The sequence below is a fragment of the Mucilaginibacter flavidus genome (genome assembly GCF_024055575.1).
GTDB classification, from domain to species: domain Bacteria; phylum Bacteroidota; class Bacteroidia; order Sphingobacteriales; family Sphingobacteriaceae; genus Mucilaginibacter; species Mucilaginibacter flavidus.
The window spans coordinates 124,001-144,868 of sequence record NZ_JAMXOE010000016.1; the positions used below are offsets into that span (position 1 = coordinate 124,001).

Annotated in this window: 17 protein-coding genes and 2 pseudogenes; 12 read left to right on the forward strand and 7 right to left on the reverse strand. The window is 41.7% G+C overall.

The window, feature by feature from the left end; all coding sequences use genetic code 11:
- Positions 1-17: 17 nt before the first annotated feature.
- Positions 18-926 (forward strand): annotated as a pseudogene (locus tag NAF19_RS30830) (IS1595 family transposase).
- Positions 927-928: 2 nt separating this feature from the next.
- Here NAF19_RS30830 and NAF19_RS21085 read toward each other — a convergent pair.
- The gene (locus tag NAF19_RS21085) at positions 929-1,228 is read right to left on the reverse strand and encodes a hypothetical protein (protein ID WP_252792319.1); all 300 of its coding nucleotides are present in this window, start codon (positions 1,226-1,228) and stop codon (positions 929-931) included.
- Positions 1,229-1,425: 197 nt separating this feature from the next.
- On the opposite strand from NAF19_RS21085, the gene NAF19_RS21090 reads away from it, so the two are divergent.
- From NAF19_RS21090 to NAF19_RS21125, 8 genes are all read left to right on the forward strand, one after another.
- A complete protein-coding gene (locus NAF19_RS21090) occupies positions 1,426-2,541 on the forward strand; it encodes a sensor histidine kinase (protein WP_252792320.1) in 1,116 nt (371 codons plus the stop codon).
- A gap of 25 nt (positions 2,542-2,566) precedes the next feature.
- Entirely contained in the window at positions 2,567-6,133 is a 3,567-nt protein-coding gene (locus tag NAF19_RS21095; protein ID WP_252792321.1) for a response regulator, read from the forward strand.
- Positions 6,134-6,142: 9 nt separating this feature from the next.
- Positions 6,143-6,520 carry a response regulator gene (locus NAF19_RS21100; RefSeq protein ID WP_370362908.1) on the forward strand — a complete coding sequence of 126 codons (378 nt, stop codon included), beginning with the start codon at positions 6,143-6,145 and terminating at the stop codon, positions 6,518-6,520.
- A gap of 4 nt (positions 6,521-6,524) precedes the next feature.
- Complete coding sequence (locus NAF19_RS21105; RefSeq protein ID WP_252792323.1) at positions 6,525-7,343, forward strand: CheR family methyltransferase; 819 nt, start codon at positions 6,525-6,527, stop codon at positions 7,341-7,343.
- Positions 7,325-7,921, forward strand: a complete 597-nt coding sequence (locus NAF19_RS21110) for a chemotaxis protein CheB (protein WP_252792324.1) — start codon at positions 7,325-7,327, stop codon at positions 7,919-7,921. The genes NAF19_RS21105 and NAF19_RS21110 overlap by 19 nt, the downstream gene beginning before the upstream one ends.
- A gap of 172 nt (positions 7,922-8,093) precedes the next feature.
- Positions 8,094-8,555: a hypothetical protein gene (locus tag NAF19_RS21115; protein WP_252792325.1), complete on the forward strand. Its 462-nt coding sequence runs from the start codon at positions 8,094-8,096 to the stop codon at positions 8,553-8,555.
- 112 nt (positions 8,556-8,667) lie between these two features.
- On the forward strand, positions 8,668-9,060 hold the full coding sequence (locus NAF19_RS21120) for a hypothetical protein (protein WP_252792326.1): 393 nt from the start codon (positions 8,668-8,670) through the stop codon (positions 9,058-9,060).
- Between the two features lie 412 nt (positions 9,061-9,472).
- On the forward strand, positions 9,473-10,534 hold the full coding sequence (locus NAF19_RS21125) for a type III polyketide synthase (protein ID WP_252792327.1): 1,062 nt from the start codon (positions 9,473-9,475) through the stop codon (positions 10,532-10,534).
- 489 nt (positions 10,535-11,023) lie between these two features.
- Here the strand turns inward: NAF19_RS21125 and NAF19_RS21130 are convergent, their stop codons facing one another.
- A complete protein-coding gene (locus tag NAF19_RS21130; RefSeq protein WP_252792328.1) occupies positions 11,024-11,497 on the reverse strand; it encodes an ankyrin repeat domain-containing protein in 474 nt (157 codons plus the stop codon).
- A pseudogene (locus NAF19_RS21135) lies at positions 11,494-13,641 on the reverse strand (catalase). The gene NAF19_RS21130 and the pseudogene NAF19_RS21135 overlap by 4 nt, the downstream one beginning before the upstream one ends.
- 564 nt (positions 13,642-14,205) lie before the next feature.
- On the opposite strand from NAF19_RS21135, the gene NAF19_RS21140 reads away from it, so the two are divergent.
- The 3 genes from NAF19_RS21140 to NAF19_RS21150 all read left to right on the forward strand — a co-directional run bounded on the left by NAF19_RS21140 (position 14,206) and on the right by NAF19_RS21150 (position 15,859).
- Positions 14,206-14,895 (forward strand): VIT1/CCC1 transporter family protein, encoded by a 690-nt coding sequence (locus tag NAF19_RS21140; RefSeq protein ID WP_252792329.1) that lies wholly within the window; start codon positions 14,206-14,208, stop codon positions 14,893-14,895.
- 99 nt (positions 14,896-14,994) lie between these two features.
- Positions 14,995-15,282, forward strand: a complete 288-nt coding sequence (locus tag NAF19_RS21145) for an L-dopachrome tautomerase-related protein (protein WP_252792330.1) — start codon at positions 14,995-14,997, stop codon at positions 15,280-15,282.
- A gap of 193 nt (positions 15,283-15,475) precedes the next feature.
- Positions 15,476-15,859: a DoxX family protein gene (locus tag NAF19_RS21150; protein WP_252792331.1), complete on the forward strand. Its 384-nt coding sequence runs from the start codon at positions 15,476-15,478 to the stop codon at positions 15,857-15,859.
- A 56-nt stretch (positions 15,860-15,915) separates the two neighbouring features.
- On the opposite strand, the gene NAF19_RS21155 is transcribed toward NAF19_RS21150, so the two are convergent.
- The 4 genes from NAF19_RS21155 to NAF19_RS21165 form a co-directional block, all read right to left on the reverse strand.
- On the reverse strand, positions 15,916-17,118 hold the full coding sequence (locus NAF19_RS21155) for an NAD(P)/FAD-dependent oxidoreductase (protein ID WP_252792332.1): 1,203 nt from the start codon (positions 17,116-17,118) through the stop codon (positions 15,916-15,918).
- A 486-nt stretch (positions 17,119-17,604) separates the two neighbouring features.
- Positions 17,605-19,176, reverse strand: a complete 1,572-nt coding sequence (locus NAF19_RS21160; RefSeq protein WP_252792333.1) for a PAS domain-containing sensor histidine kinase — start codon at positions 19,174-19,176, stop codon at positions 17,605-17,607.
- 353 nt (positions 19,177-19,529) lie between these two features.
- Positions 19,530-19,709, reverse strand: coding sequence for a helix-turn-helix domain-containing protein (locus NAF19_RS30835; protein ID WP_370362904.1), 180 nt, complete (start codon positions 19,707-19,709; stop codon positions 19,530-19,532).
- A gap of 211 nt (positions 19,710-19,920) precedes the next feature.
- On the reverse strand, positions 19,921-20,520 hold the full coding sequence (locus NAF19_RS21165) for a hypothetical protein (RefSeq protein WP_252792334.1): 600 nt from the start codon (positions 20,518-20,520) through the stop codon (positions 19,921-19,923).
- Between the last annotated feature and the right edge of the window lie 348 nt (positions 20,521-20,868).

Genomic DNA, 20,868 nt, shown 5'->3' on the forward strand with positions numbered 1-20,868 from the left:
TAAGCTAAATCAGTTATATGTTTAGCGGAATAAGTATTAACGAATTTAGGGAAAAGTTTAAAACAGAGCAGGATTGTCTCAAGTATATTTTAGACAAGAAGTTAGCTGGCGGCTACTCTTGTTTAAAATGTCAGGGCAATCAATATGGTAAAGGCAGGAAATGGAATTATCTGCGTTGTAAGAAATGCGGTTATGATGCATCGGCAACAGCCGGGACTTTATTTCATAAGTGTAAATTAGGCCTGCTGAAGGCATTTGAGATGGCTTTCCGTGTTTCGGTTCGGAAAAAAGGGATGTCAAGCTGTGAACTGTCTAAAGAATTTGGGTGTCAGCAGCGGAGCGCCTGGCTTTGGAAGGCGAAAATACAGGAAGCGATGAAAAGCAGTGGTAAGCACCCTTTATCGGGCGCTGTAGAGGTAGATGAGTTCTTGCTAGGCGGATTTTCTGAGGGTGAGCGCGGCAGAACCCACGGCAGCAAGGATCTAGTTGTGTTAGCTATTGAGAAGGTGAAGGATAAGAAGGGTAAAATAACGATTGGAAGGGCCTAATGTCGGGTAATAGATGATGCATCAGCTGATAGTCTCAAAAAAATATTTGATGAGCATATCGCGCCACAGGCATCAATAAAAACAGACGGGTGGCGAGGATACTGGCCGCTGGGAAAGGATTGGAGCATAACAAAAGAAAAAAGTGATAAAGGGGCGGGCTTTCCCCAATTACATATTCATATTATGAATATCAAGAGCTGGCTAAGAGGCGTGCATCACAAATGTGAAACACATCGCTTACAACAATATTTGGACGAATACCATTTCCGTTTTAACAGACGAGGTTTTATGAACTCGATTTTTGATAAACTTATTAGCAAAATGACCGAGGCGAAACCCGTAAATTACAAAATGATCAAATGTGAACTAAATACATAATTCTATAAATTTAATTTCCTGCCAATTACCCGTGCCCCAACTAAGGGTAGATAATCTCTATCCTCAGTATTGTAGATTTCCATAATATCGAAATGGTCATCATAAACGCTATCTTGGTTAATCTCAAAAAAATAGCGGAGTATATGGTCAATATCTGTAATGTCTTTTGTCCTTGATGGTTTGTCCCCATAAGCCACAAGCTTTAGCAATACTAACCCCTCCAGACTACAAATTTTCAGGCTTCCGGCCTTACCAAGATCAATTTCTTCGGCAAATGGGTATGCTTCTTTAAAGCCTGGCATGTTGATGGTGAATAATTTCGGATCATATAATTTGATCTCTCTTTTATCATCCTCAATATCACCGAAGGGTAACAGATCAAGTTCTATGCACCATCTGCAAGCGTAATCAATTTATAAACTGGCCGACTTGAAAAATATAAAACTTAAACCCAATTGATTAGCCTACCTTAGCCCTTGCTTTTTTCCATGAATAAGACATGATCCTGATCGTTGACGACAAACCCGAGAATTTAATCGCCTTAAGCAAAACACTTGATAACCGGGGCTTCCAAACAGATACAGCGCTTTCCGGCGAAGAAGCTTTAAGGAAGGTATTGAAGAATATCTATGAACTTATTATTCTGGATGTGCAGATGCCGGGAATGGATGGCTTTGAGGTAGCCGAAGCGATTAGTGGCTATAGCAAAACCGCAGATATACCGATCATTTTTTTATCTGCTGTCAATGTAAGCAAGAAGTTTATCATCAAGGGTTATGCCTCGGGCGGCCGGGATTACCTGGTCAAACCCTTTGATACGGATATCCTGGTCTTAAAGATCCGGACTTTTATCTTACTAAATCAGGTCCAGCAATCATTGCAGACAGAGATCGAGCGGAGCAAGCTGGCAGAGAGCAAGAAGGACGAATTTATCAGTATTGCCAGCCATGAGTTGAAAACGCCGCTAACCTCCGTTAAAGGCTATCTGCAACTGGCGGAAATCTCCCTGAAAAAACAGCGGATCGATCAAGCACAAATGTTCCTGGAACGCTCATCTAAACAGGTGGATAAATTAAATAACCTGGTGGCTGACCTGCTCGACACCACCAAGATCGAATCGGGTAAATTAAACTTCAATTACCAGTATTTTGAGGTAGCACCCTTCCTTGAAAACGCTATTGATAATATCTACCAGTCTTATCCCAACAAAAAAATACAAACTTGTGGGCCGGATTTATCGGGTCTTCGCATATACGGTGATGAGAACCGTTTAGAGCAGGTGCTCCTTAATTACCTGAGCAACGCGATAAAATATGCCCCCCAAAGTGATGAGGTAACGGTGGAAGTTCTGCTGTTACCGGAAAAGCAATTACAAATCAGCGTGACTGATCACGGGATTGGTATTTCCGCTGACAGGAAGCTGCATCTTTTTGAGAAATTTTACCGCGTGGAAGAAACTTCCAACCGTTTCCAAGGCCTCGGTATAGGACTTTTTATCTGTGCAGAGATCATTAAACGCCATCAGGGTACCTATGGCGTGGAAAGCGAAACCGACAAAGGTTCCACCTTTTATTTCTGTATCCCTTTAACGCCGATAATTGCCGAACTGAATTAACCATCAACCTGATAGCCATCGCCCCATGAGAACAACTTTGAGCCGTAACCTACAAATTGGCTTTGGCTTTTCCCTGCTTTTGCTGATCATCAGCTCCATAGCTTCCTATGTCAGTATCCAGAATCTGCTGGAAAGCTCCCACCTGGCAGATCATAGCAGCCAGGTGGTATCCAATCTGGAAAATATCATATCTACTATGAAAGACGCGGAGACCGGCCAGCGTGGATATTTGATTACAGGTCAGGAGGTGTTTTTAGAACCCTACACTGGCTCGCGTGGCAGTGCCATGAACATGGTGGATAAAGTCCAGAATATGACGCGCGATAATGCCAGGCAGCAAGTTAACCTCGACCGGATTAAGGAAAATATTCTTAAAAGACTAGATATCTTACAGCGGTTAATAGATAAAAAGAAGGCCGGAAAGGTCATTACTATTGACGATATGCAGCCCGGAAAACTGGTTATGGATGACTTACGAAAAGCGGTTAACCGGGCAGAAACCGAGGAGGAAGGCTTACTGACTGTAAGGACCGCAACGTTAAATAAATTCAGCACATTTACTCCGCTGACCATTGTGTTCGCCGCGATATTGGCAATTGCCGTTTCCATATTTTCCTATTTTAAAGTGACTGGTGATGTGACGGCAAGAGCCCGTTTACAGCAAGAACTTGAAGATAAGGACGCAGAGACCACAAGGCGTATTGAGATCATTCAGCATATCACCGATCAGATCTCCGACGGCGACTACCGCGTGCGGGTGGACGTCCATGAGAAAGATGGTCTCGGCAGCATTGCCCAGGCACTGAATAAAATGGCTGAATCACTGGAGGAATCTTTTAACCGCTTATCGGATAATGAATGGATGCAAACCGGCACTGCCCGTTTAAACGACCAGATGATCGGCGAAAAAGAGCTGTCAGTGTTATCGGGGGATATCCTAGGCTTTGTGGTAGCCTTTACCGCAAGCCAGGTAGGCGCACTTTATGTGCTGGATAATAATGCCCTGTGGCTGCAAAGTGGTTTTGCCTTACACGGTGCACAGGAAAAGATCGCTATGGGAGAAGGTCTGGTCGGGCAGTCTGCATTAACCAACCAGGAAATATGGCTGAAGGGGATTAATGACAATGACATTACGGTCAGTCACGCAACCGGCAATATTCGGCCGCAGCACATCCTGGTCGTGCCGGTGCGCTACGAAAACCAGGTTAAAGGTATTATTGAACTTGCATCCATCCACCCTTACCCGGAGAGCATGCTGGCGTTCCTGAAAAATGTTTCGGAAAATATTGGCATCACTTTGAACAGCGCCCAAAACCACAAACGCCTGCAGGAACTACTGGAAGAAACTCAGGCACAGTCTGAAGAGTTGCAGGCACAGCACAATGACTTGGAGAACCTGAATACGGAACTGGAAGCGCATACCCAAAAACTGCAAACCTCGGATGAAGAGCTCCGGGTACAGCAGGAAGAACTACAGCAGACGAACCTGGAACTCGAAGAAAGAAACCGGATAATCAATAAGCGTAATCAGGAAATTCAGCATACAGCCGAAAAGCTGGAGCAAAGCACCCGGTATAAATCCGAGTTTATGGCTAATATGTCGCATGAACTGCGCACACCCTTAAACTCGATCCTGTTGCTTTCGCGTTATTTATTTGAAAACAGCGATCAGAACCTCAACCCTGAACAAGTAGAATCTGCCGGAGTCATCCTGAGTTCTGGTAACGGATTGCTTGACCTGATCGATGAATTGCTCGACCTGTCCAAAATAGAGGCAGGCAAAATGGAACTCGAATACCAGCAAATATCTATTGACAAGTTACTGAATAACCTGCGAACCCTTTTTGCGCCGGTAGCTAAAAAGAAGAAACTGGATTTACAAATCGAAAATCAGCTTACCGGGATCATGCAAGTAGAGACTGACCTGATGCGGCTGGAACAGATACTGAAAAACCTGCTTTCCAATGCGCTAAAATTTACCAGTGAAGGCCGGGTAAAATTGGAAATCCGCCAACCGGCAGATGCCGCCGATGTGCTGGAGTTTGCGGTTTCGGATACTGGGATCGGTATAGCCAAAGAAAAACTTGGCCTGGTATTCGATGCCTTCCAGCAGGCAGACGGCTCCACCAAGCGGAAGTTTGGCGGAACGGGTCTCGGACTCTCGATCAGCCGGGAACTGGCCCGCTTGCTGGGTGGAGAAATAACCCTGACCAGTGAACCGGGTGAGGGCAGTGAATTTGTGCTTACGCTGCCACTTGACAGCAAGGCCCGCCTGCCGACAATACAGGCACCATCACGGCAACAGGAAAATGAACCTGCAGAACCAGCTTCACAAAACAAAGTACCAGGCAAATATGTAGTTCCACATATTCCAGAGGACATCGCAGACGACCGGCATAACCTGCAAAGCGGCGATAAAATAACGTTGATTATTGAAGATGATACGGCATTTGCCAAAGCCTTGCTGGGCTTTACGCGCAAAAGGGGATATAAAGGCATTGTGGCCGTTCGTGGTGATCATGGCATCACGCTGGCACAGCAATATCAGCCGGTGGCTATTTTACTGGATATCCAGTTACCTGTTAAGGATGGCTGGGAAGTTATGGAAGAACTGAAAGGTAATAGTGCCACCAGGCACATTCCTGTGCATATCATGTCCTCAGTGGAAGCCAGACGGGAAAGCCGGATGAAGGGCGCGGTCGATTTTATCAACAAGCCGATTGCCATGGAACATATGAAGCAGATGTTCCAGAAACTGGAAGAGGTATGGAACAAAAATTCAAAAAAGGTGCTGATCGTTGAAGAAAATGCCCGTCATGCTCAGGCACTGGCCTATTTCCTGGAAACTTTCAATGTGTCTTCAGTGGTAGCCCAAAGTATTGACGAGAGTGTGGATGCCTTGAAAAAGAAGGAAGTGGATTGCGTAATCATGGACATGGGCATCCCTGATAAAAATGCCTACGCAACGCTGGACACGATTAAACAGAACCCCGGCCTGGAAGACCTGCCAATTATTGTTTTTACCGGCAAGCATTTATCAACAGGGGAGGAAAGCCGTATCCGCCGATACGCCGATACTATCGTGGTAAAAACCGCCCACTCTTACCAACGCATCCTCGATGAAGTCACGCTATTCCTGCACCTTATTGAAGATCAAAAGCAAAACAACGGTAACGGCAGGCGGATGAAATTCGGGCTAACTAATGATGTACTAAAGAATAAAACGGTATTGATCGCGGACGATGATGTACGCAACATCTTTTCCATGACCAAATCACTGGAAAAGCACGGCATGCGGGTGATTTCCGCTACTGACGGCAAGGAAGCACTGGAACAACTGGAACTGCACCCTGAAATTGCTATTGTGCTGATGGATATGATGATGCCAGAAATGGATGGTTATGAAAGCACTGCGCGGATACGGCGACATCCCCGATTTAAGGATTTGCCGATTATTGCCGAAACGGCTAAGGCGATGCTTGGTGACCGGGAGAAATGTATTGCAGCCGGGGCCTCTGATTATATTTCTAAACCGGTTGATATTGATCAGCTGACTTCCCTGTTACAGGTATGGTTATTTAACAAAAAATAATTGGCGAAAGTGGTGGAAAATAAAACAGTACCCATTCTGATCATAGACGACGACAGCCGGAACATTTTTGCGCTGAGCCTGGTCTTGCGAACCAAAGGTTACGCTTGCCTTTCAGCTACGGAAGTAAAAACCGGTATAAACTTGTTACGAGAGAATCCGGACATCGGCATTGTGCTTCTGGATATGATGATGCCTGATCGGGACGGCTATGCGACGGTAGCCGACATCCGGAAAGTTCAGGGCAGGTCGGCCTTGCCCATTGTTGCCGTTACGGCGCAGGCCATGCGCGGTGACCGGGAAAAATGTCTTGCGGCGGGAGCCAATGCTTATGTTTCCAAGCCGATAAATGTGGAGATGCTGCTGGACCTATTAAAACAATATTTATAACGTCATGGAAGCAGCGGTTAGTGACCAGCAGATCAACTTATTGTTAACCGACCTGTTGTATGTTTACGGCTATGATTTTACAGCGTATGCCAAAGCGTCCCTAAAGCGCCGGATCAACCGCCTATATACACTGGACCACTTTCCGAGTTTTGCGGAATTCCGTTACAGGATCCGTTCTGATGAAAATTACTTTAACCGTTTTATTGAACAGCTGACCGTAAACGTGACCGAAATGTTCCGGGACCCGCTTTTTTACCAGGCCCTTAAAACACAGATATTTCCGGTACTGGCTACCTATCCCTTTATACGCATCTGGCATGCGGGCTGTTCTACGGGTGAGGAGGTGTATTCCACAGCCATTTTGCTGAAAGAGGCTAACTTATTACACAAATCGATCTTATACGCCACTGACATCAACGCCGAAGTGGTAAAAAAAGCCGCAGCCGGTATTTTTCCAATCCACCAAATGCAGCAGAATTCGGAAAATTATCAACTGGCGGGTGGAAGAGAAGAGTTCAGCCAATATTATATAGCCGGCTACGATCATGTACTGTTTAATGAAATCCTGAAAAAGCGTATGGTTTTTTCTACGCACAACCTGGTTTCTGAAAGTTCCTTTAACCAGTTCCAGCTTATCCTTTGCCGCAATGTATTGATTTATTTTGAAAAGGATTTACAGGGCAGGGTTTTTGCTTTGTTTGATGAAAGCCTGGATAAACTGGGTTACCTGGCGCTTGGCAGCAAGGAAACGCTCAAGATGTCGCCGATGGTTTCCCGGTTCAGGCAGGTGGACACCGAAAAGATATGGCGGAAAATGCAATAAGCAAGCAATGTGTGGTGATTGGTGGCTCTGCAGGGGGTCTGCCTGGCATTATTTATATTTTAGAACAATTATGTCCGGATTTCCCGACTCCTATCGTGATTGTACTGCACCGTAGAAATGACCGTGATTCTACCCTAACAGCATTACTTAGCCATAAGACAACCTTACTAGTAAAGGAAGCGGAAGATAAGGACGTCATTACGCCGGGAATAGTTTATCTCGCACCGGCTGATTATCATCTACTCATCGAAAAAAATTATTCTTTTTCCTTAGATCATTCTGAAAAAGTGCAATTTTCCAGGCCCAGCATTGATGTTACAATGCAAACTGCGGCAGAGGCCTACGGTTCCGGTTTAATAACGATCCTTTTATCAGGCGCAAATGCCGATGGTACTGCTGGTTTAGAAGCTACTCGTCACAACGGGGGGATTAGCATAGTACAGGATCCCGCAGAAGCATTTGCTCCCTTTATGCCGCAAAGCGCCATTGACCAGCTAGTGACGGACCATACGATGAATATGGCAGGCATTGTCACCTTGTTATATCGTCTCTTGGTTGGTCCGGTTACTCATCAATAAGTCCACTACTATTCGCCAATTTTTTGAAGTAGTATGGCTTCTATTGCCTTAACCTGCTGACGGCAAAAGCCATTGATGGAGAGGGTGCGACCGACATTAAAATACTTTTTGTTCTTTGTAAAGCGTTAACCTTGTAAGCATCAATGTAAGCTAAGCCTTTATAGCCACAAACTTGTTTAACAAAACAGATTACCCCCATAATGTATTTAAGGAATTATATTTTAAGCGCTGTGGGATAGAAACCAAGTACGACACGATTAAAAATCAGTTACAACTGGAAGCTTTCAGCGGGCAAAAGGTTACTACCATTATGCAGGATTTTTATATCACCTTCTTCCTGTCAAACCTACAGGAGATTATAGGAAAGCCATGTGAAAGCCAGCTAATTAGGATCAGCCAAGATAGAAAACACCAGTATAAAATCAATCGAAATATTGCCTTTGGAATGATGAAAAACAGGATTGTAGACTTGTTTATCGTCTCCAATCCTGAAAAGATATTACAACATTTGGAAGTTTTATTTATACAGCATATTGAACCCGTTAGGCCCGGCCGGAAATATGCTCATCAGCGGATAACAGTCAAAGCAAGAAGTAAATATCAGGCACTAACTAATTATAAACGAGCAATATGAGCTTAACTTAATGGCATTGAGAGCGATCCCCCTTAATTTGAAAATTGCCCGGCGGCGGGCTACGCCCGCCCGGAAGAACACCCCCTGTTTTCTTATGGTTTGATGATCTTTGGTGAAAACAGAGGGTGCTTTTAAGATACTAAAAGGCAGTCAGGGAAGTGAGTTTTTCTTTGGTTATGCTTTTTCCAAAACCGAATCATTTAACCAAACCCAGTTTATTTACCTGCTATCAGGTATATTATTGGTGTCAATAATGTATTTGATTAGCCGGTTTATGAATGTATCCATCTCAAAAGGAAATACATTATTAGCAATATTGCTGGTTTTGAATATCTATTGCTTTGCGATAGGCATTAATATCTCACTATTACAAACAACTAAATTCTGGATAATTAAAGAACATCTTTCGCTATTGCAGATATTGCAAAACTTAAAACTGGAAGGTGAAATAGAACTTTACTGGATTATTATTCTCTTAATAGCCTCAAAAACAAACTGCATTTAAAAAGATTGAAAAATAATTCAACTATCGCACAATTAAACCGTGGAGCGGATACTTAAATATTTAGGAAGCGGCAATTGTCTACCTACAAAACCAGGAAAGGATATTTCCTTTATTGATATTTAAACGCGCATGAGAACTTTGCTTTCATGTGCTTTTTTTATCCAAAGTAGCTCTCTTCGTTGTAAGGAGCCGATGCCCGTTCAAACGAAAGACGCCTAAACGGGCGGGGATTTTAATATTAATGAAATGCCGTAAGGATCATAATTTGCAAACACATCCCGCATGTTATGTGCGAAACTTAGCCAATTAATTTTTCATATACAGCTCAAATAAAAAATATTGAGTCACACCCAACAATGACAAAAAATAGAAACTGGCACGTAAATGGATATGTAAATATAAATAAACATATATGCCATTTATTGCAGCAGTTTCAAAAATAGATCTTCCTTACAAAACCGACCAGCAAGAAGTCAAAAAACAGGCCAGGGATATGTTTTTGGTTAATTTCCCGGAAGTAGACCGCCTGATTTTTGCTTTTGATAATACAGAAATCAAATACCGGAATTTATGCAAACCGCTCTCATATTACGCCAGTGCAAATACTTTTGAGGAACGTAATAATGAATATATCAGTACCGCTTTAACATTTTCTGTACAGGCTATTGAAGATTGCGTACAAAAAGCAAAGATCAGTAAAGAAGATATTACCGACATCCTGTTTGTTTCGACAACCGGGCTTGCCACACCGAGCATGGATGCCCTGATTATTAATAAACTAAGATTAAGCCCTAATATTAACCGGATACCGATTTGGGGCCTGGGTTGCGGCGGAGGTGTTTCAGGAATGGCTAAAGCCAATACTTTAGCTATCGCCAACCCTGATGCTGTGGTATTGCTGGTCGCTGTAGAGCTTTGTTCATTGACACTTATAAAAAGTGATTATAGTAAAAGTAATTTTATAGGTTCAAGTTTGTTTTCCGACGGGATAGCTGCCTGCATTATTAAAGGCGATAATCATGGAACTAAAAATGAAATAACCTATCAGGCATCCAGCAGTAAGCTGTATTATGACTCGCTGGAAGTAATGGGCTGGGATTTCCAGGATACCGGTTTCAAAGTTTTGTTCTCCAAAGATATCCCAACTTTTATTAATGAACATATAAAAGAAGATGTCATCGGATTTTTAGCTAAACAAAACCTGGAATTAAAGGATATTAAAAATTTCATTTTCCATCCGGGGGGTAAAAAGGTATTAGATGCTTATAAAGATGCGCTACAGGTTGAAGGCGATTTCCTGGAAAAAACACGGGAGGTCATGAATGAAAATGGTAATATGTCCAGCGTGACTGTTTTATATGTACTGGAGAAATTTATGACCATCGGGTATGAAGATGGATATGGATTGATGCTGGCTATGGGGCCGGGCTTTAGCAGTGAAATGGTATTACTTAAAATGAAAAAGGACTCCTGATATATTTTATCCGTTTTTTACTTGCCATAATTGTTTAAATGCGCTAATGATATATTTTCGGCTCCATTGTAAAAATATACCCGATAATATAAATGCTTTGTCTATAGAAGGATAGGATAAATAGCTTCAATAGTTCAAATAAAAAATAGCTAAGAAAATTATTGTAAGTATAACCTGTTAGTTCTAAACGGACCAAACAAATCATGTCCTGTTAAAACGATATGGGTATTATATAGTTATGGAGCATGAAAGCAAAATAAAAGCAATTAAGACCTTGGCATGGATATTGGGCATCCTGATTTTTTTATGCGCTGCTTTTCTGCCGGTTGGTATTTTTTTAAAAAGGACCTGGCCAATCCTCATAGTAAAATAGCAAAGCCTTTGCTGACCAGTACATTAAAAAAGATGATGAGTGATGCCAGTGACTGACAATTCCTGATGTGGTAGTCCTGACTAAAATATATTGCCAATGTTTTATCGATAAAATCGTTATAACGATAATAGCTTGATCGCCTCATTATTACCTTGGATTATCGCGAGATCGTTGGCCGAAAGCCCATCTTTTTCCAAGATATTTTTATCTGCGCCCTCATTAAGTAACAGTTCCAATAGTACATTCCGGCCAAACATTGCAGCAAACATCAAAGCAGTTCCGCCATTACCATGTTGCTTATTCAGATCTGCGCCATGTTCAATTAATAATTTGGCTATATCCTGATATCCTTTGAATGATACCCCCATCAAAGCAGTATTACCACCGCTATCTGCCGCGTTTACATCAGCCCCGGATTCCAGCAATAATTTTGCAGCCGCAAACTGGTTATTATAGCAAGCGATGATTAACGGTGAATATCCTTTTTCATCACGCTTGTCTACATCAGCCTTTTGGGTGATCAGTTCCTGCAACACTTCCAGATTGCCTTTTCGCGCTGCAGGAATGATCAGTTCATTTATATCGATCATGCGGGCACTTTATCGTTTTTCTCCCGTTCCCAAAAACGGTGCTGGGCAATTGCGTGGATAAATTCTTTTGCTATTGAACCATTTCCGGTTATAACTCCAGTGGTGGCCGGCCCTTTTCCTTTTTTAAGTTTGCTGCCGACATAGGTTTCATTCAATAAATCCAGGCCGTCTCCATCTGCTGCAATAGCCTTGCAATGGCGATAGGCTTCGTTGATAAAATGAATGGCGTCTGCATTGTCCAGCAACCCTTTTGCACCTGCCGGAATGTAAACCGCGTCAAATAAAACGGAGGCAGCAGTCAGAAAACTCATATATACCTTTACCGCAATGCCTTTCGCATTCTTAATGGCGCCTCCATGTGGCGCGATGATCTTTGTTTGCGCGCCTTCTGCTTCTAATTCCGCTTTAACGGTGCTTAAAGAATGACCATCAACGCCATCCGTCGCCAATATGGCGATCTTTCGGGTTTTGATGGTATCTTTTGATGTATTTGCCATGCTTAAAGCCGGGGATTTATCTATATTTTGTTTTTGTGGTTTATCCTGGTAATCCGCAGGGTTAGCATCAGCTCCATAGCTATGATTGAGCGGTTCCTTTGGTTCAGGTACAGCCATGCCTAATCCTTCGGCTACTTCGGCAGCTAATTTGCTACTTACCTTGGTTAATAAGCCCACCATGCGCTCCCGTATAACTGGTGTTTGCAATTTGCCCAACTCAAAACGGAGCGCATCCCGCATATGGTTTTGTTCCGGTTCAGATTGGCTGTTGTAGAATAGAGTTGCCTGGCTGAAAAAATCCATAAAGCTCTTGCTGCGCGCGCGCACTTTACGGGCATCTATCCGCTCTTCATAAGAGCTGAACCCACCTTCAGCCACTTTCGCCTGCATCGGACTTCCACCTCCGGTAGAATTGGGGTGATAGCTGGATTTACCAACATTGATTTGCTGACGCATATGCCCGTCGCGCTGGTTATTATGCACAGTATTGATCGAACGATTGATTGGTATCTCATGAAAATTCGGGCTGCCTAACCGGGATAACTGCGTATCGGTGTAAGAAAACAACCGGCCCTGCAAAAGCGGATCATTTGTAAAATCTATACCTGGCACCAAATGCCCTGGGTGAAATGCTACCTGCTCTGTTTCAGCAAAGAAATTATCCGGGTTGCGGTTTAGGGTCATCTTACCAATTTTAATTACGGGTACTAATTCTTCAGGAATCAGTTTAGTCGGATCGAGCAGGTCAAATGGAAATTGGTGTTCATCTTCTTCGGCTACTATCTGTACACCAAATTCCCATTCTGGAAACGCCCCGCTGTCAATGGCCTCATATAAGTCCTGGCGGTGAAAGTCAGAATTCTTACCTGATATTTTTTGAGCCTCATCCCAGGCTACAGAGTGCATGCCCAGCAACGGCTTCCAGTGAAATTTAACAAAGCAGGATTTGCCTTCTGCGTTAATGAACCTGAACGTATGTATGCCAAAGCCTTCCATCATACGCAAACTGCGAGGGATAGCCCGGTCAGACATGGCCCACATGATCATGTGCATAGATTCAGGGGTCAGTGAAATAAAATCCCAAAAGGTATCATGGGCCGATCCCGCTTGTGGTATCTCATTATGCGGCTCGGGTTTAACCGCATGCACCAGATCAGGAAATTTGATCGCGTCCTGAATGAAAAATATTGGCATATTATTGCCGACTAGGTCATAATTGCCTTCTTCAGTATAAAACTTAACAGCAAATCCCCTCACGTCTCTGGCAAGATCGGTTGAACCACGGAATCCTGCAACGGTTGAAAACCGTGTAAACACCGGGGTTTTAACCGAGGGGTCCTGTAAAAAACCTGCTTTGGTATATTTCGCCATTGACTCATAAACCTGGAAATAACCATGTGCAGCTGAACCGCGGGCATGTACGATACGTTCCGGGATTCGTTAATGATCGAAATGGGTGATCTTTTCACGAAGAATAAAATCCTCCAGCAACGTGGCGCCACGCTCGCCTGACTTTAAGGAATTATTATCATCATTGATTTTAAGACCCTGATCAGTAGTCATAAATTCGCCGCTACTATCTACTGTATCAGGCGCCAGGTTTTCAATTTTCCTATTGTCCGCTGCTGAAATGTTTTTCTTAGCCATAATATTAATTGGTTGGAGGAATGTCTAATAACAACTGCACACTAGCGCTATTGTTTTCCCTTATTTTGATTATAAGGGAGCATGTATAACTAACGATATGATTTTTAAACATAGCGGTTTGCCATAGTATTGATTTCAGGGTGTCAAAGTGTAGATGATAATATAAAAAATATTAATGTCCAATTGACTACTTAAAATAAAAAAAGCAAGACATTTTTGACTTGCTTTATCCCTTGTAGCCTCAGTTGAATCGAAATATAGTTAAGTCAGTCTTAATTCACTTAAAAAGTTCGGTTGTTAGGCCAAATGGTTCGAAATAAGTCTGGGGACTAATTATTCTCGTGGGACGTTGAGCTCAATATTCAACGTAACAATTAATTTGCTAACTTCTTTAAAAAAAAGTTTGTAGTAATACCTATGTCCTTTATGCTTTAAAAACAATCTTGACCTATTTTTGTAATCTTTTTAGCGTCGACGAATCCCATTAGCCCAACAACACCCTGGGATCTGGTTATATTTGTTCTCACTACAAGTGCTTACCCTCAAACCAACGTCTTAAAAAAAATGGAACTCGAAAAACATTATACAACTAGAAGCGGGTGGCTGCGAGCTGCTGTTTTGGGCGCAAACGATGGTATACTTTCAACTACAAGTATAGCTATTGGCGTTGCTGCCGCCAGTCATACGAGAAGCCCAATTATTCTAGCAGCGTTAGCGGGCTTGGTTGCTGGTGCACTATCAATGGCAGCAGGTGAGTATGTTTCCGTTAGTTCACAGTCTGATATCGAGGCCGCAGACTTAGAAAGGGAAAAGAAGGAGCTTGAAACGATACCTGATATCGAACTAAAAGAACTTGCCAAAATATATAAAAAACGGGGTCTGGACAGTAAATTGTCGATGCAGGTAGCTGTACAGCTTTCAAAGCACAATGCTTTGGAGGCTCATGCCAAAGACGAATTAGGAATTAACGAATTCTCTCAGCCGAAGCCATTGCAAGCAGCGTTAGCCTCTGCTACATCTTTTATATCGGGTGGACTTTTACCTTTTTTGGTTTCGTTGTTTGCTCCGGTAAATATTATGGTTATTTTGCTATATTCTTTTGCAATTATATTTCTTGCTTTATCAGGCGGAATTGCGGCAAAAGCAGGGGGCTCAGGTATGGTAAAAGGCATAATCAGGATTTGCTTTTGGGGAACCATAGCCATGGGCATTACAGCTCTTGTTGGTTATTTATTCGGAGTAAAGACAGCGTAAGATAAGCCGTTAAAAGCACACCGTGCAAGAGCAAAATATTGATAATTTAATAAAATCATCACCGGCGATATTGTTGTTATCAATAGTATTTATTGAATAGTGAAGCTTGGCGGTCATGGACTGAAGATACAGGGGCGGCCGGTTGATTTCCAGTCTGACGGAATCGCTCACAGTCCTGACCGAATTTATTTATATTATAAAAGAATAGGAGATAAAAGACTTTTCCGCATCAAAATCAGGATGCTCAATAATTCCGCTTTTACAGGTCAGCAGCTGGCCGGCGCGGTTGAGGATCTCGGGAATATTGCTAATACCGGCGGCATGATCTTCGACAGCAAGGGTAATTTATACTTTGGCAACCCGAATACTTATATATGGTACAGGTAACGCCCGACCTGAAGCCACTACCTGAATCAAAGGCATGCTGTTGATCTGGCCGGATACTTCTTCCATTTCTAACGACGGGCACATCTACATTACAACGTCGCAAATCAAAAAACAACCGCATTACAACAATTGGGTAAACAACCGGATCAGTCCTTATGTTGTAAATAAAGTAAAATTACCTTAAACAGAACTTATGAAAGAAGACAATATTAAAACAGCGGCACGTGTGCTCCTTGGAGCCAGCCTTGTATTTGCCGGCATCAGCCATCTCACATTTGCCAGGAAAGACTTTCAGTCGCAGGTCCCCAATTGGGTCCCCCTGAAAAAAGATGATACGGTAGTATATTCCGGCATCGCCGAAATAGCCTTAGGAAGCGTATTGGTGCTTAGTCCGAAGCGTACAGAAAAAGTTTCAGGAAACATTGCAGCAGCTTTTTTCATTGCGGTTTTTCCGGGGAATATAGCCCAATACACACACGACCGCAGCTCCTTTGGTCTCAATACACCGAAGAAAAGATTTACGCGCCTGCTATTTCAGCCGCTGTTGATATTTTGGGCATTGAAGAGCACTCATTAACAGGAGATGAACCGGGAATAAAATAGGAATTTGCAGTAACTAGGGCATAAAAGTAACTATCTGTTAAACTCAAACAGTTTAGCATTTTCATCCTTTTTCCCTAATATCAGGTCCTGCAATATTTTGGCAGCTATTACACTAAAGGTAATCCCGTTACCGCCAAATCCTAAAGCAAAATAAGTATTTGGCCTTTCGGGAATGGTGCCGATATAAGGTAGCCCGTCCTTAGTGGTGGCAAAAGCGCCCGCCCAGCTAAAATCGGTTTTAAGAGGAATATGCGTCATCTTTTTCATAAAGGCTTGCTGCAATAGCTTTGTTTTTTTGGCAATGAGGGATGGTTTAATATGCGGATGGTGATAAGGATCATCCCTGCCACCTATCAGGATGCAGTTTTCGCTCACCACCCTAAAATACATATAAGGCGTTGCTGTTTCCCATATTAGGCTGTTGTGATGCCAGAAATATTTATTAGGCAAAGGCTCTGATACCAAAGCGTATGTTGAATGTATATCTGCTATTTTTTTAGGCACGTATTTTAAACTCTCATACCCGGCAGCTATCACCAGTTTTTTAGCCTTCACCTTTAAATAATCATTCATGTGCAGAGTTACACCCTGCCTGGTATTTTCAATGTGCTTAACCGGCGTATTATTAAAAACTTGGTTCCCTTTTTTACAAAAATCGTTTAATAAAGCGTGGGTAAGCAGGTAGGCATCCACCTCGCCGCCATCCTTGCTGAATACCGCTCCTGGTGCTTCAAACCCGAAAATCTTTTTAATATCGGTCTTTTCTAGCCAGTCTATTTCAAAGCCATGTTTTTTGCGTAGCTCATATTCCTGTTTTAGTTTATCGGTATGTGTATTAAAGCTGGCATATTGCAGGCTCGGTACCAAATGGAAATCAAAAGCAGGTTTCAGCGTTTTACACAAATGCTCAATATCATAAATAGCCTTGCGGCAAAGTTGGTAACTTTTAACCGCGTTGATTTCGCCCACATAATTGATTAGTTCGGTTAATGGGGTATCAATTTCATATTGCAAAAAAGCGGTGCTTGCTGCTGTGCTGCCCATACCAACATGCCGCCTGTCGAACACAGCCACGCTTAAACCGACATCACGCAAATGCCAGGCAGTTAAGGCTGCGCTGATACCCGCTCCCATTATGGCTACATCAATTGACAGGTCTTTATCCAGCGAAGGATATTGGGCAACTATGCCGTCCTTCATCAGCCAATAGGGGTGTTGTTCGTATAGATTCATTAAGGTATTTTAATTGCTTAACTATTACCTTTAGGTATTATTATTTGTTTCATTTTAAAACAAAAACCATAACATAATACTTTTAAAAAGCATGAACCTCTTGTACACAATTTTTGGCGATGAGAAGGAAATGTCATGCAGGAGATAGTTGTATTTATATTGCTTTCGCACTTATCCGTATCCCGGAACAATGTTCCGATTTGAACATGGATTTACCATCATCACCCGCTTGGCATTTGAAACATCGGGCAGGTATGGATTTACCCCTGTATTCAATCAGGTTTACGCCAGGACTAAAGTCATAAATTACTTTGTGGCCTGTCACTTTCAAATATATTTGGCAATACCGAGCCATATTCTATTGGTTTGAATCTCAGGACCGCGCCAAGTGTCTTGCCCTGATATAGCTTGTCACTAGGTCTTGTCCGCTTTTTGGTTGTCAAAAAAAAAAATCCAATATCAAAAATGAAGATTTTCCGTTTGCTTTCAATCTTTATTATTGGGTATAGTAAACCAAAAAGTACTTCCGAGTTCAAACGTGCTATCAACGCCAATCCTCCCGCCATGCTTGTTGATTATTTCTGCACTGATATATAAACCTAATCCGAGGCCTGAAACTTGCATAAGTGATGAGTCAACCCGATAGTATCGGTCAAATAAATTTGTAATATTTTCAGGGCTTATCCCAATTCCAAAATCACGAACTGATACTTTGCACGCATTAGATTCTTGAACAATATTTATTTCGATTTTATTCGATTTTGGTGAATACTTTATTGCGTTATTTAAAAAATTTACGATAACCTGATCTATTCGTCTATAGTCAGCAATAACAAAACAATCTCTATCACCATTTAAAGTAAATTCATGTGTTTTTTCCATGCGTATGAATTCACAAGAATCATAAACAAGGTCAAAAAGATCGAATTTAGTTTTATTAAATACTAATTGCCCTTCTTGTATTTTAGTAACATTCATCAACTCCTCCATTAAGGTGAGCAGTTTGTTAAGGTTTTTGTTTGCCTGATTTACAAATACAGGAATTTTGCCCGTTACATTTTCAGTATTAATAAGTCTCTCCAATATCTGCAAAGAGGCTTTAAGAGAGGTTAAAGGCGTATTTAACTCATGACTTGCGACACTTAAAAATTCATCCTTACGCTGTTGTACTTGGTATTCTTCCGTGACATCCTGTAAAGTTCCGCTCAAACGATAAGCAATTCCGTCGGAGCCAAACAACGCCTTGCCTTTAGCTTTAACTATTCTTTTAACGTTGTTTAATTGATTAATTATTGAATAGGTTACATTATAATTACCATCCGAAGTATTGTCTAATGCACGTTCAATGGCCATAACAACCTTATCTCTGTCCTTTTCCATTATCAGGTCCAGCACAGTCTGCAAGTCAGTGCTTTCTTCAACTGGCAATCCAAACCACGATTTGAACCTTGCGTTACAAGTAAACTTGTTCGTTAGCGTATTTAGGTTCCATGTACTTAAGTCGGTAGCTTCTATGGCAAATTCTAACTCTTTTTTCGTTTCTTTTAGAATATTAAAGGCCTGAATTTTAGCTGTGGACTCATAACATACTACTATTACTCCGACAGGTTTTCCGGCTTCATCATTAACCCTGCTATAACTAAAAGTCCAGTATACATCCTCAATGTGATTATTTCTGTAAATAGGAATAAGCTGGTCTTCACTCCAGGTTGCTTGTCCACTTATCATTACCTGATCTATTAAGGGCTTGATTACGGGCCATATTTCTGGCCAGCAATCCTTACCAGGTTGACCTAAAGCACTTGGATGCTTTCCGTTTTCGCCTAAACTGGGTCGGTACGCATCATTGTAAAATTGAATGAGATTTGGCCCCCACCATAAAAACATAGGGAATCCAGAATTAAGAATCATGCTAAGCGCGGTAAATAAGCTTTGGGGCCAGTTTTTTTCAGCGCCTATTTCAGTTGACGTCCAATCAAATGATCGAATTAGCTGACCCATTTCGCCCCCTCCATCCAAATAATGATTGTGCGATTTTGGTAAAAGGTTTAAACTCATGGGCATTGGAATTTAAATATTCAGGACAATTAAATGTAAATAACTTGTTATAATATTAATAATAATATTTTAACAAGTATAATTATTCTAAAAGTTTGATGAAAGGTGGGTATTCCGAAGGGCTTAAAACTTACAATTCATAGTCAACGACTTAAGACGGGCAATGTGTTATGGAATTAACTATTTGCTATTCTGGTTCGAAGTGGTCAAAGGCACCGGAATGTCCACTTAGCGATTTGTCTGTCCTTATACATACCACGTTGTACCCAACTATTTCGCAGCAATTCTCGCAAGAATATTAAAGAAAGAAAGCAATATAATATCACCTGATTCGACTTTTGTCGATTGGAATGTTAAAGAATGCTGGACAGAAAAAAATCACCAACATTTACTTTTAAAACATTTGCAATCTTAAGTAAAGAAATTATAGTGGTATTACCCTCGCCGCGTTCAATACGACCAAGTTGCCGATAATCAATTTCCGCCTCGTGTGCGACCGTTTCCATGCTCAACCCCCTCGAATTGCGAATCATTCGAATATTATTTCCGACCGTTTTTAAATAAGTTAAGGGCAGGGGTGTGTTTATGGCGGAATTTTTTGGAACGCCCCGAAGCACCGTGCCTAAATTTGCCTGAATAATTAGGTATTAAATAGGTGTTTTTTTTAATTGAATGAAACGGCTACTTTTAAGGTGAATAGGAAGCACTATACATGAAATGCACAGAAATCAAATTATCCGCCCACTAAAATAGTGTAAGCTGAACCATACTGATTTTAACTTTGGTAATTTCCCTTAACGTAGCCAGTATGATAGATTGTTTGTAATTACTGGTATCCGTATTACCAATTTTATCCGTCATCATATCTTTTAATTCATTAAGGCCACAGGTCAAAGCATCCTCACGGCTTTTAAATTGTTTGCCATAAACGGAAAGATGGTAGCCGCCTCCGGCTGTTCCAAAACTATAATCAATGGCAAAAGTCCAAATGTTATTAGCACCAGCGCCTAAATAAATCGTGCTATGTTCACTGTGTTGCCAGGGGTTACCAAATATTAAACTTTCTTTATTAAGGAACTCCGGCCCGTTAAACCAGCCATATTGATCAAAAGCAATTTCAGTAAATCCAAATTCCAGTTGTTTGCGGTAAGCTTGTACATTCATGGTTATTACACGGATAGCATCACCAAATAGGTTAAACCAGTCAAGTTTACTTAAATCATGTTCCTTTATTGCAGTAAGCATTTCCTTTAAAATGTCGGCTTCATATTTTACCAAGTGATTAGTTTTCAGATAATCAATAATTTGATTTTTCGAGAACGGGTTTATTGTAAGACTTTCCATAACCATAAAAATTAGTTTTTTAAATGCTGGTATGAAAAGCGTTTTGCTAATCTGTCAAGGGCTCCGATCCTTTATCGGGGTTTATGCACCCTTGACGGATTGAAAAGCAAAACGCTATACCTTTGCTTTTTAAAAAACTAATTTTACTGGTGGACAGGGCTTCATCCGATAATAGAATTAGATAAATTGATTTATATTCCTTGCATAAGTATTTCGCATTACGGATTAGAGCGGCATCCTCCGCAGGAGATATAGCGGAAAGCCGGACCGCTATTTCGGTAATGCCCAAATTAGCTACTATTTAAAGAGAACCTCAAATCCAGTTTTAGATCATCTCACGTTCATCAG

Excerpts from the sequence above, each read along its gene's own strand:
- NAF19_RS21085 (WP_252792319.1), bottom strand. The coding sequence starts at position 1,228 with ATGCCAGGCTTTAAAGAAGCATACCCATTTGCCGAAGAAATTGATCTT.
- NAF19_RS21110 (WP_252792324.1), top strand. The coding sequence starts at position 7,325 with ATGGCGGAAAATGCAATAAGCAAGCAATGTGTGGTGATTGGTGGCTCT.
- NAF19_RS21125 (WP_252792327.1), top strand. The coding sequence starts at position 9,473 with ATGCCATTTATTGCAGCAGTTTCAAAAATAGATCTTCCTTACAAAACC.
- NAF19_RS21140 (WP_252792329.1), top strand. The coding sequence starts at position 14,206 with ATGGAACTCGAAAAACATTATACAACTAGAAGCGGGTGGCTGCGAGCT.
- NAF19_RS21090 (WP_252792320.1), top strand. The coding sequence starts at position 1,426 with ATGATCCTGATCGTTGACGACAAACCCGAGAATTTAATCGCCTTAAGC.
- NAF19_RS21105 (WP_252792323.1), top strand. The coding sequence starts at position 6,525 with ATGGAAGCAGCGGTTAGTGACCAGCAGATCAACTTATTGTTAACCGAC.
- NAF19_RS21165 (WP_252792334.1), bottom strand. The coding sequence starts at position 20,520 with ATGGAAAGTCTTACAATAAACCCGTTCTCGAAAAATCAAATTATTGAT.
- NAF19_RS30835 (WP_370362904.1), bottom strand. The coding sequence starts at position 19,709 with ATGATTCGCAATTCGAGGGGGTTGAGCATGGAAACGGTCGCACACGAG.
- NAF19_RS21150 (WP_252792331.1), top strand. The coding sequence starts at position 15,476 with ATGAAAGAAGACAATATTAAAACAGCGGCACGTGTGCTCCTTGGAGCC.
- NAF19_RS21155 (WP_252792332.1), bottom strand. The coding sequence starts at position 17,118 with ATGAATCTATACGAACAACACCCCTATTGGCTGATGAAGGACGGCATA.
- NAF19_RS21160 (WP_252792333.1), bottom strand. The coding sequence starts at position 19,176 with ATGAGTTTAAACCTTTTACCAAAATCGCACAATCATTATTTGGATGGA.
- NAF19_RS21095 (WP_252792321.1), top strand. The coding sequence starts at position 2,567 with ATGAGAACAACTTTGAGCCGTAACCTACAAATTGGCTTTGGCTTTTCC.
- NAF19_RS21130 (WP_252792328.1), bottom strand. The coding sequence starts at position 11,497 with ATGATCGATATAAATGAACTGATCATTCCTGCAGCGCGAAAAGGCAAT.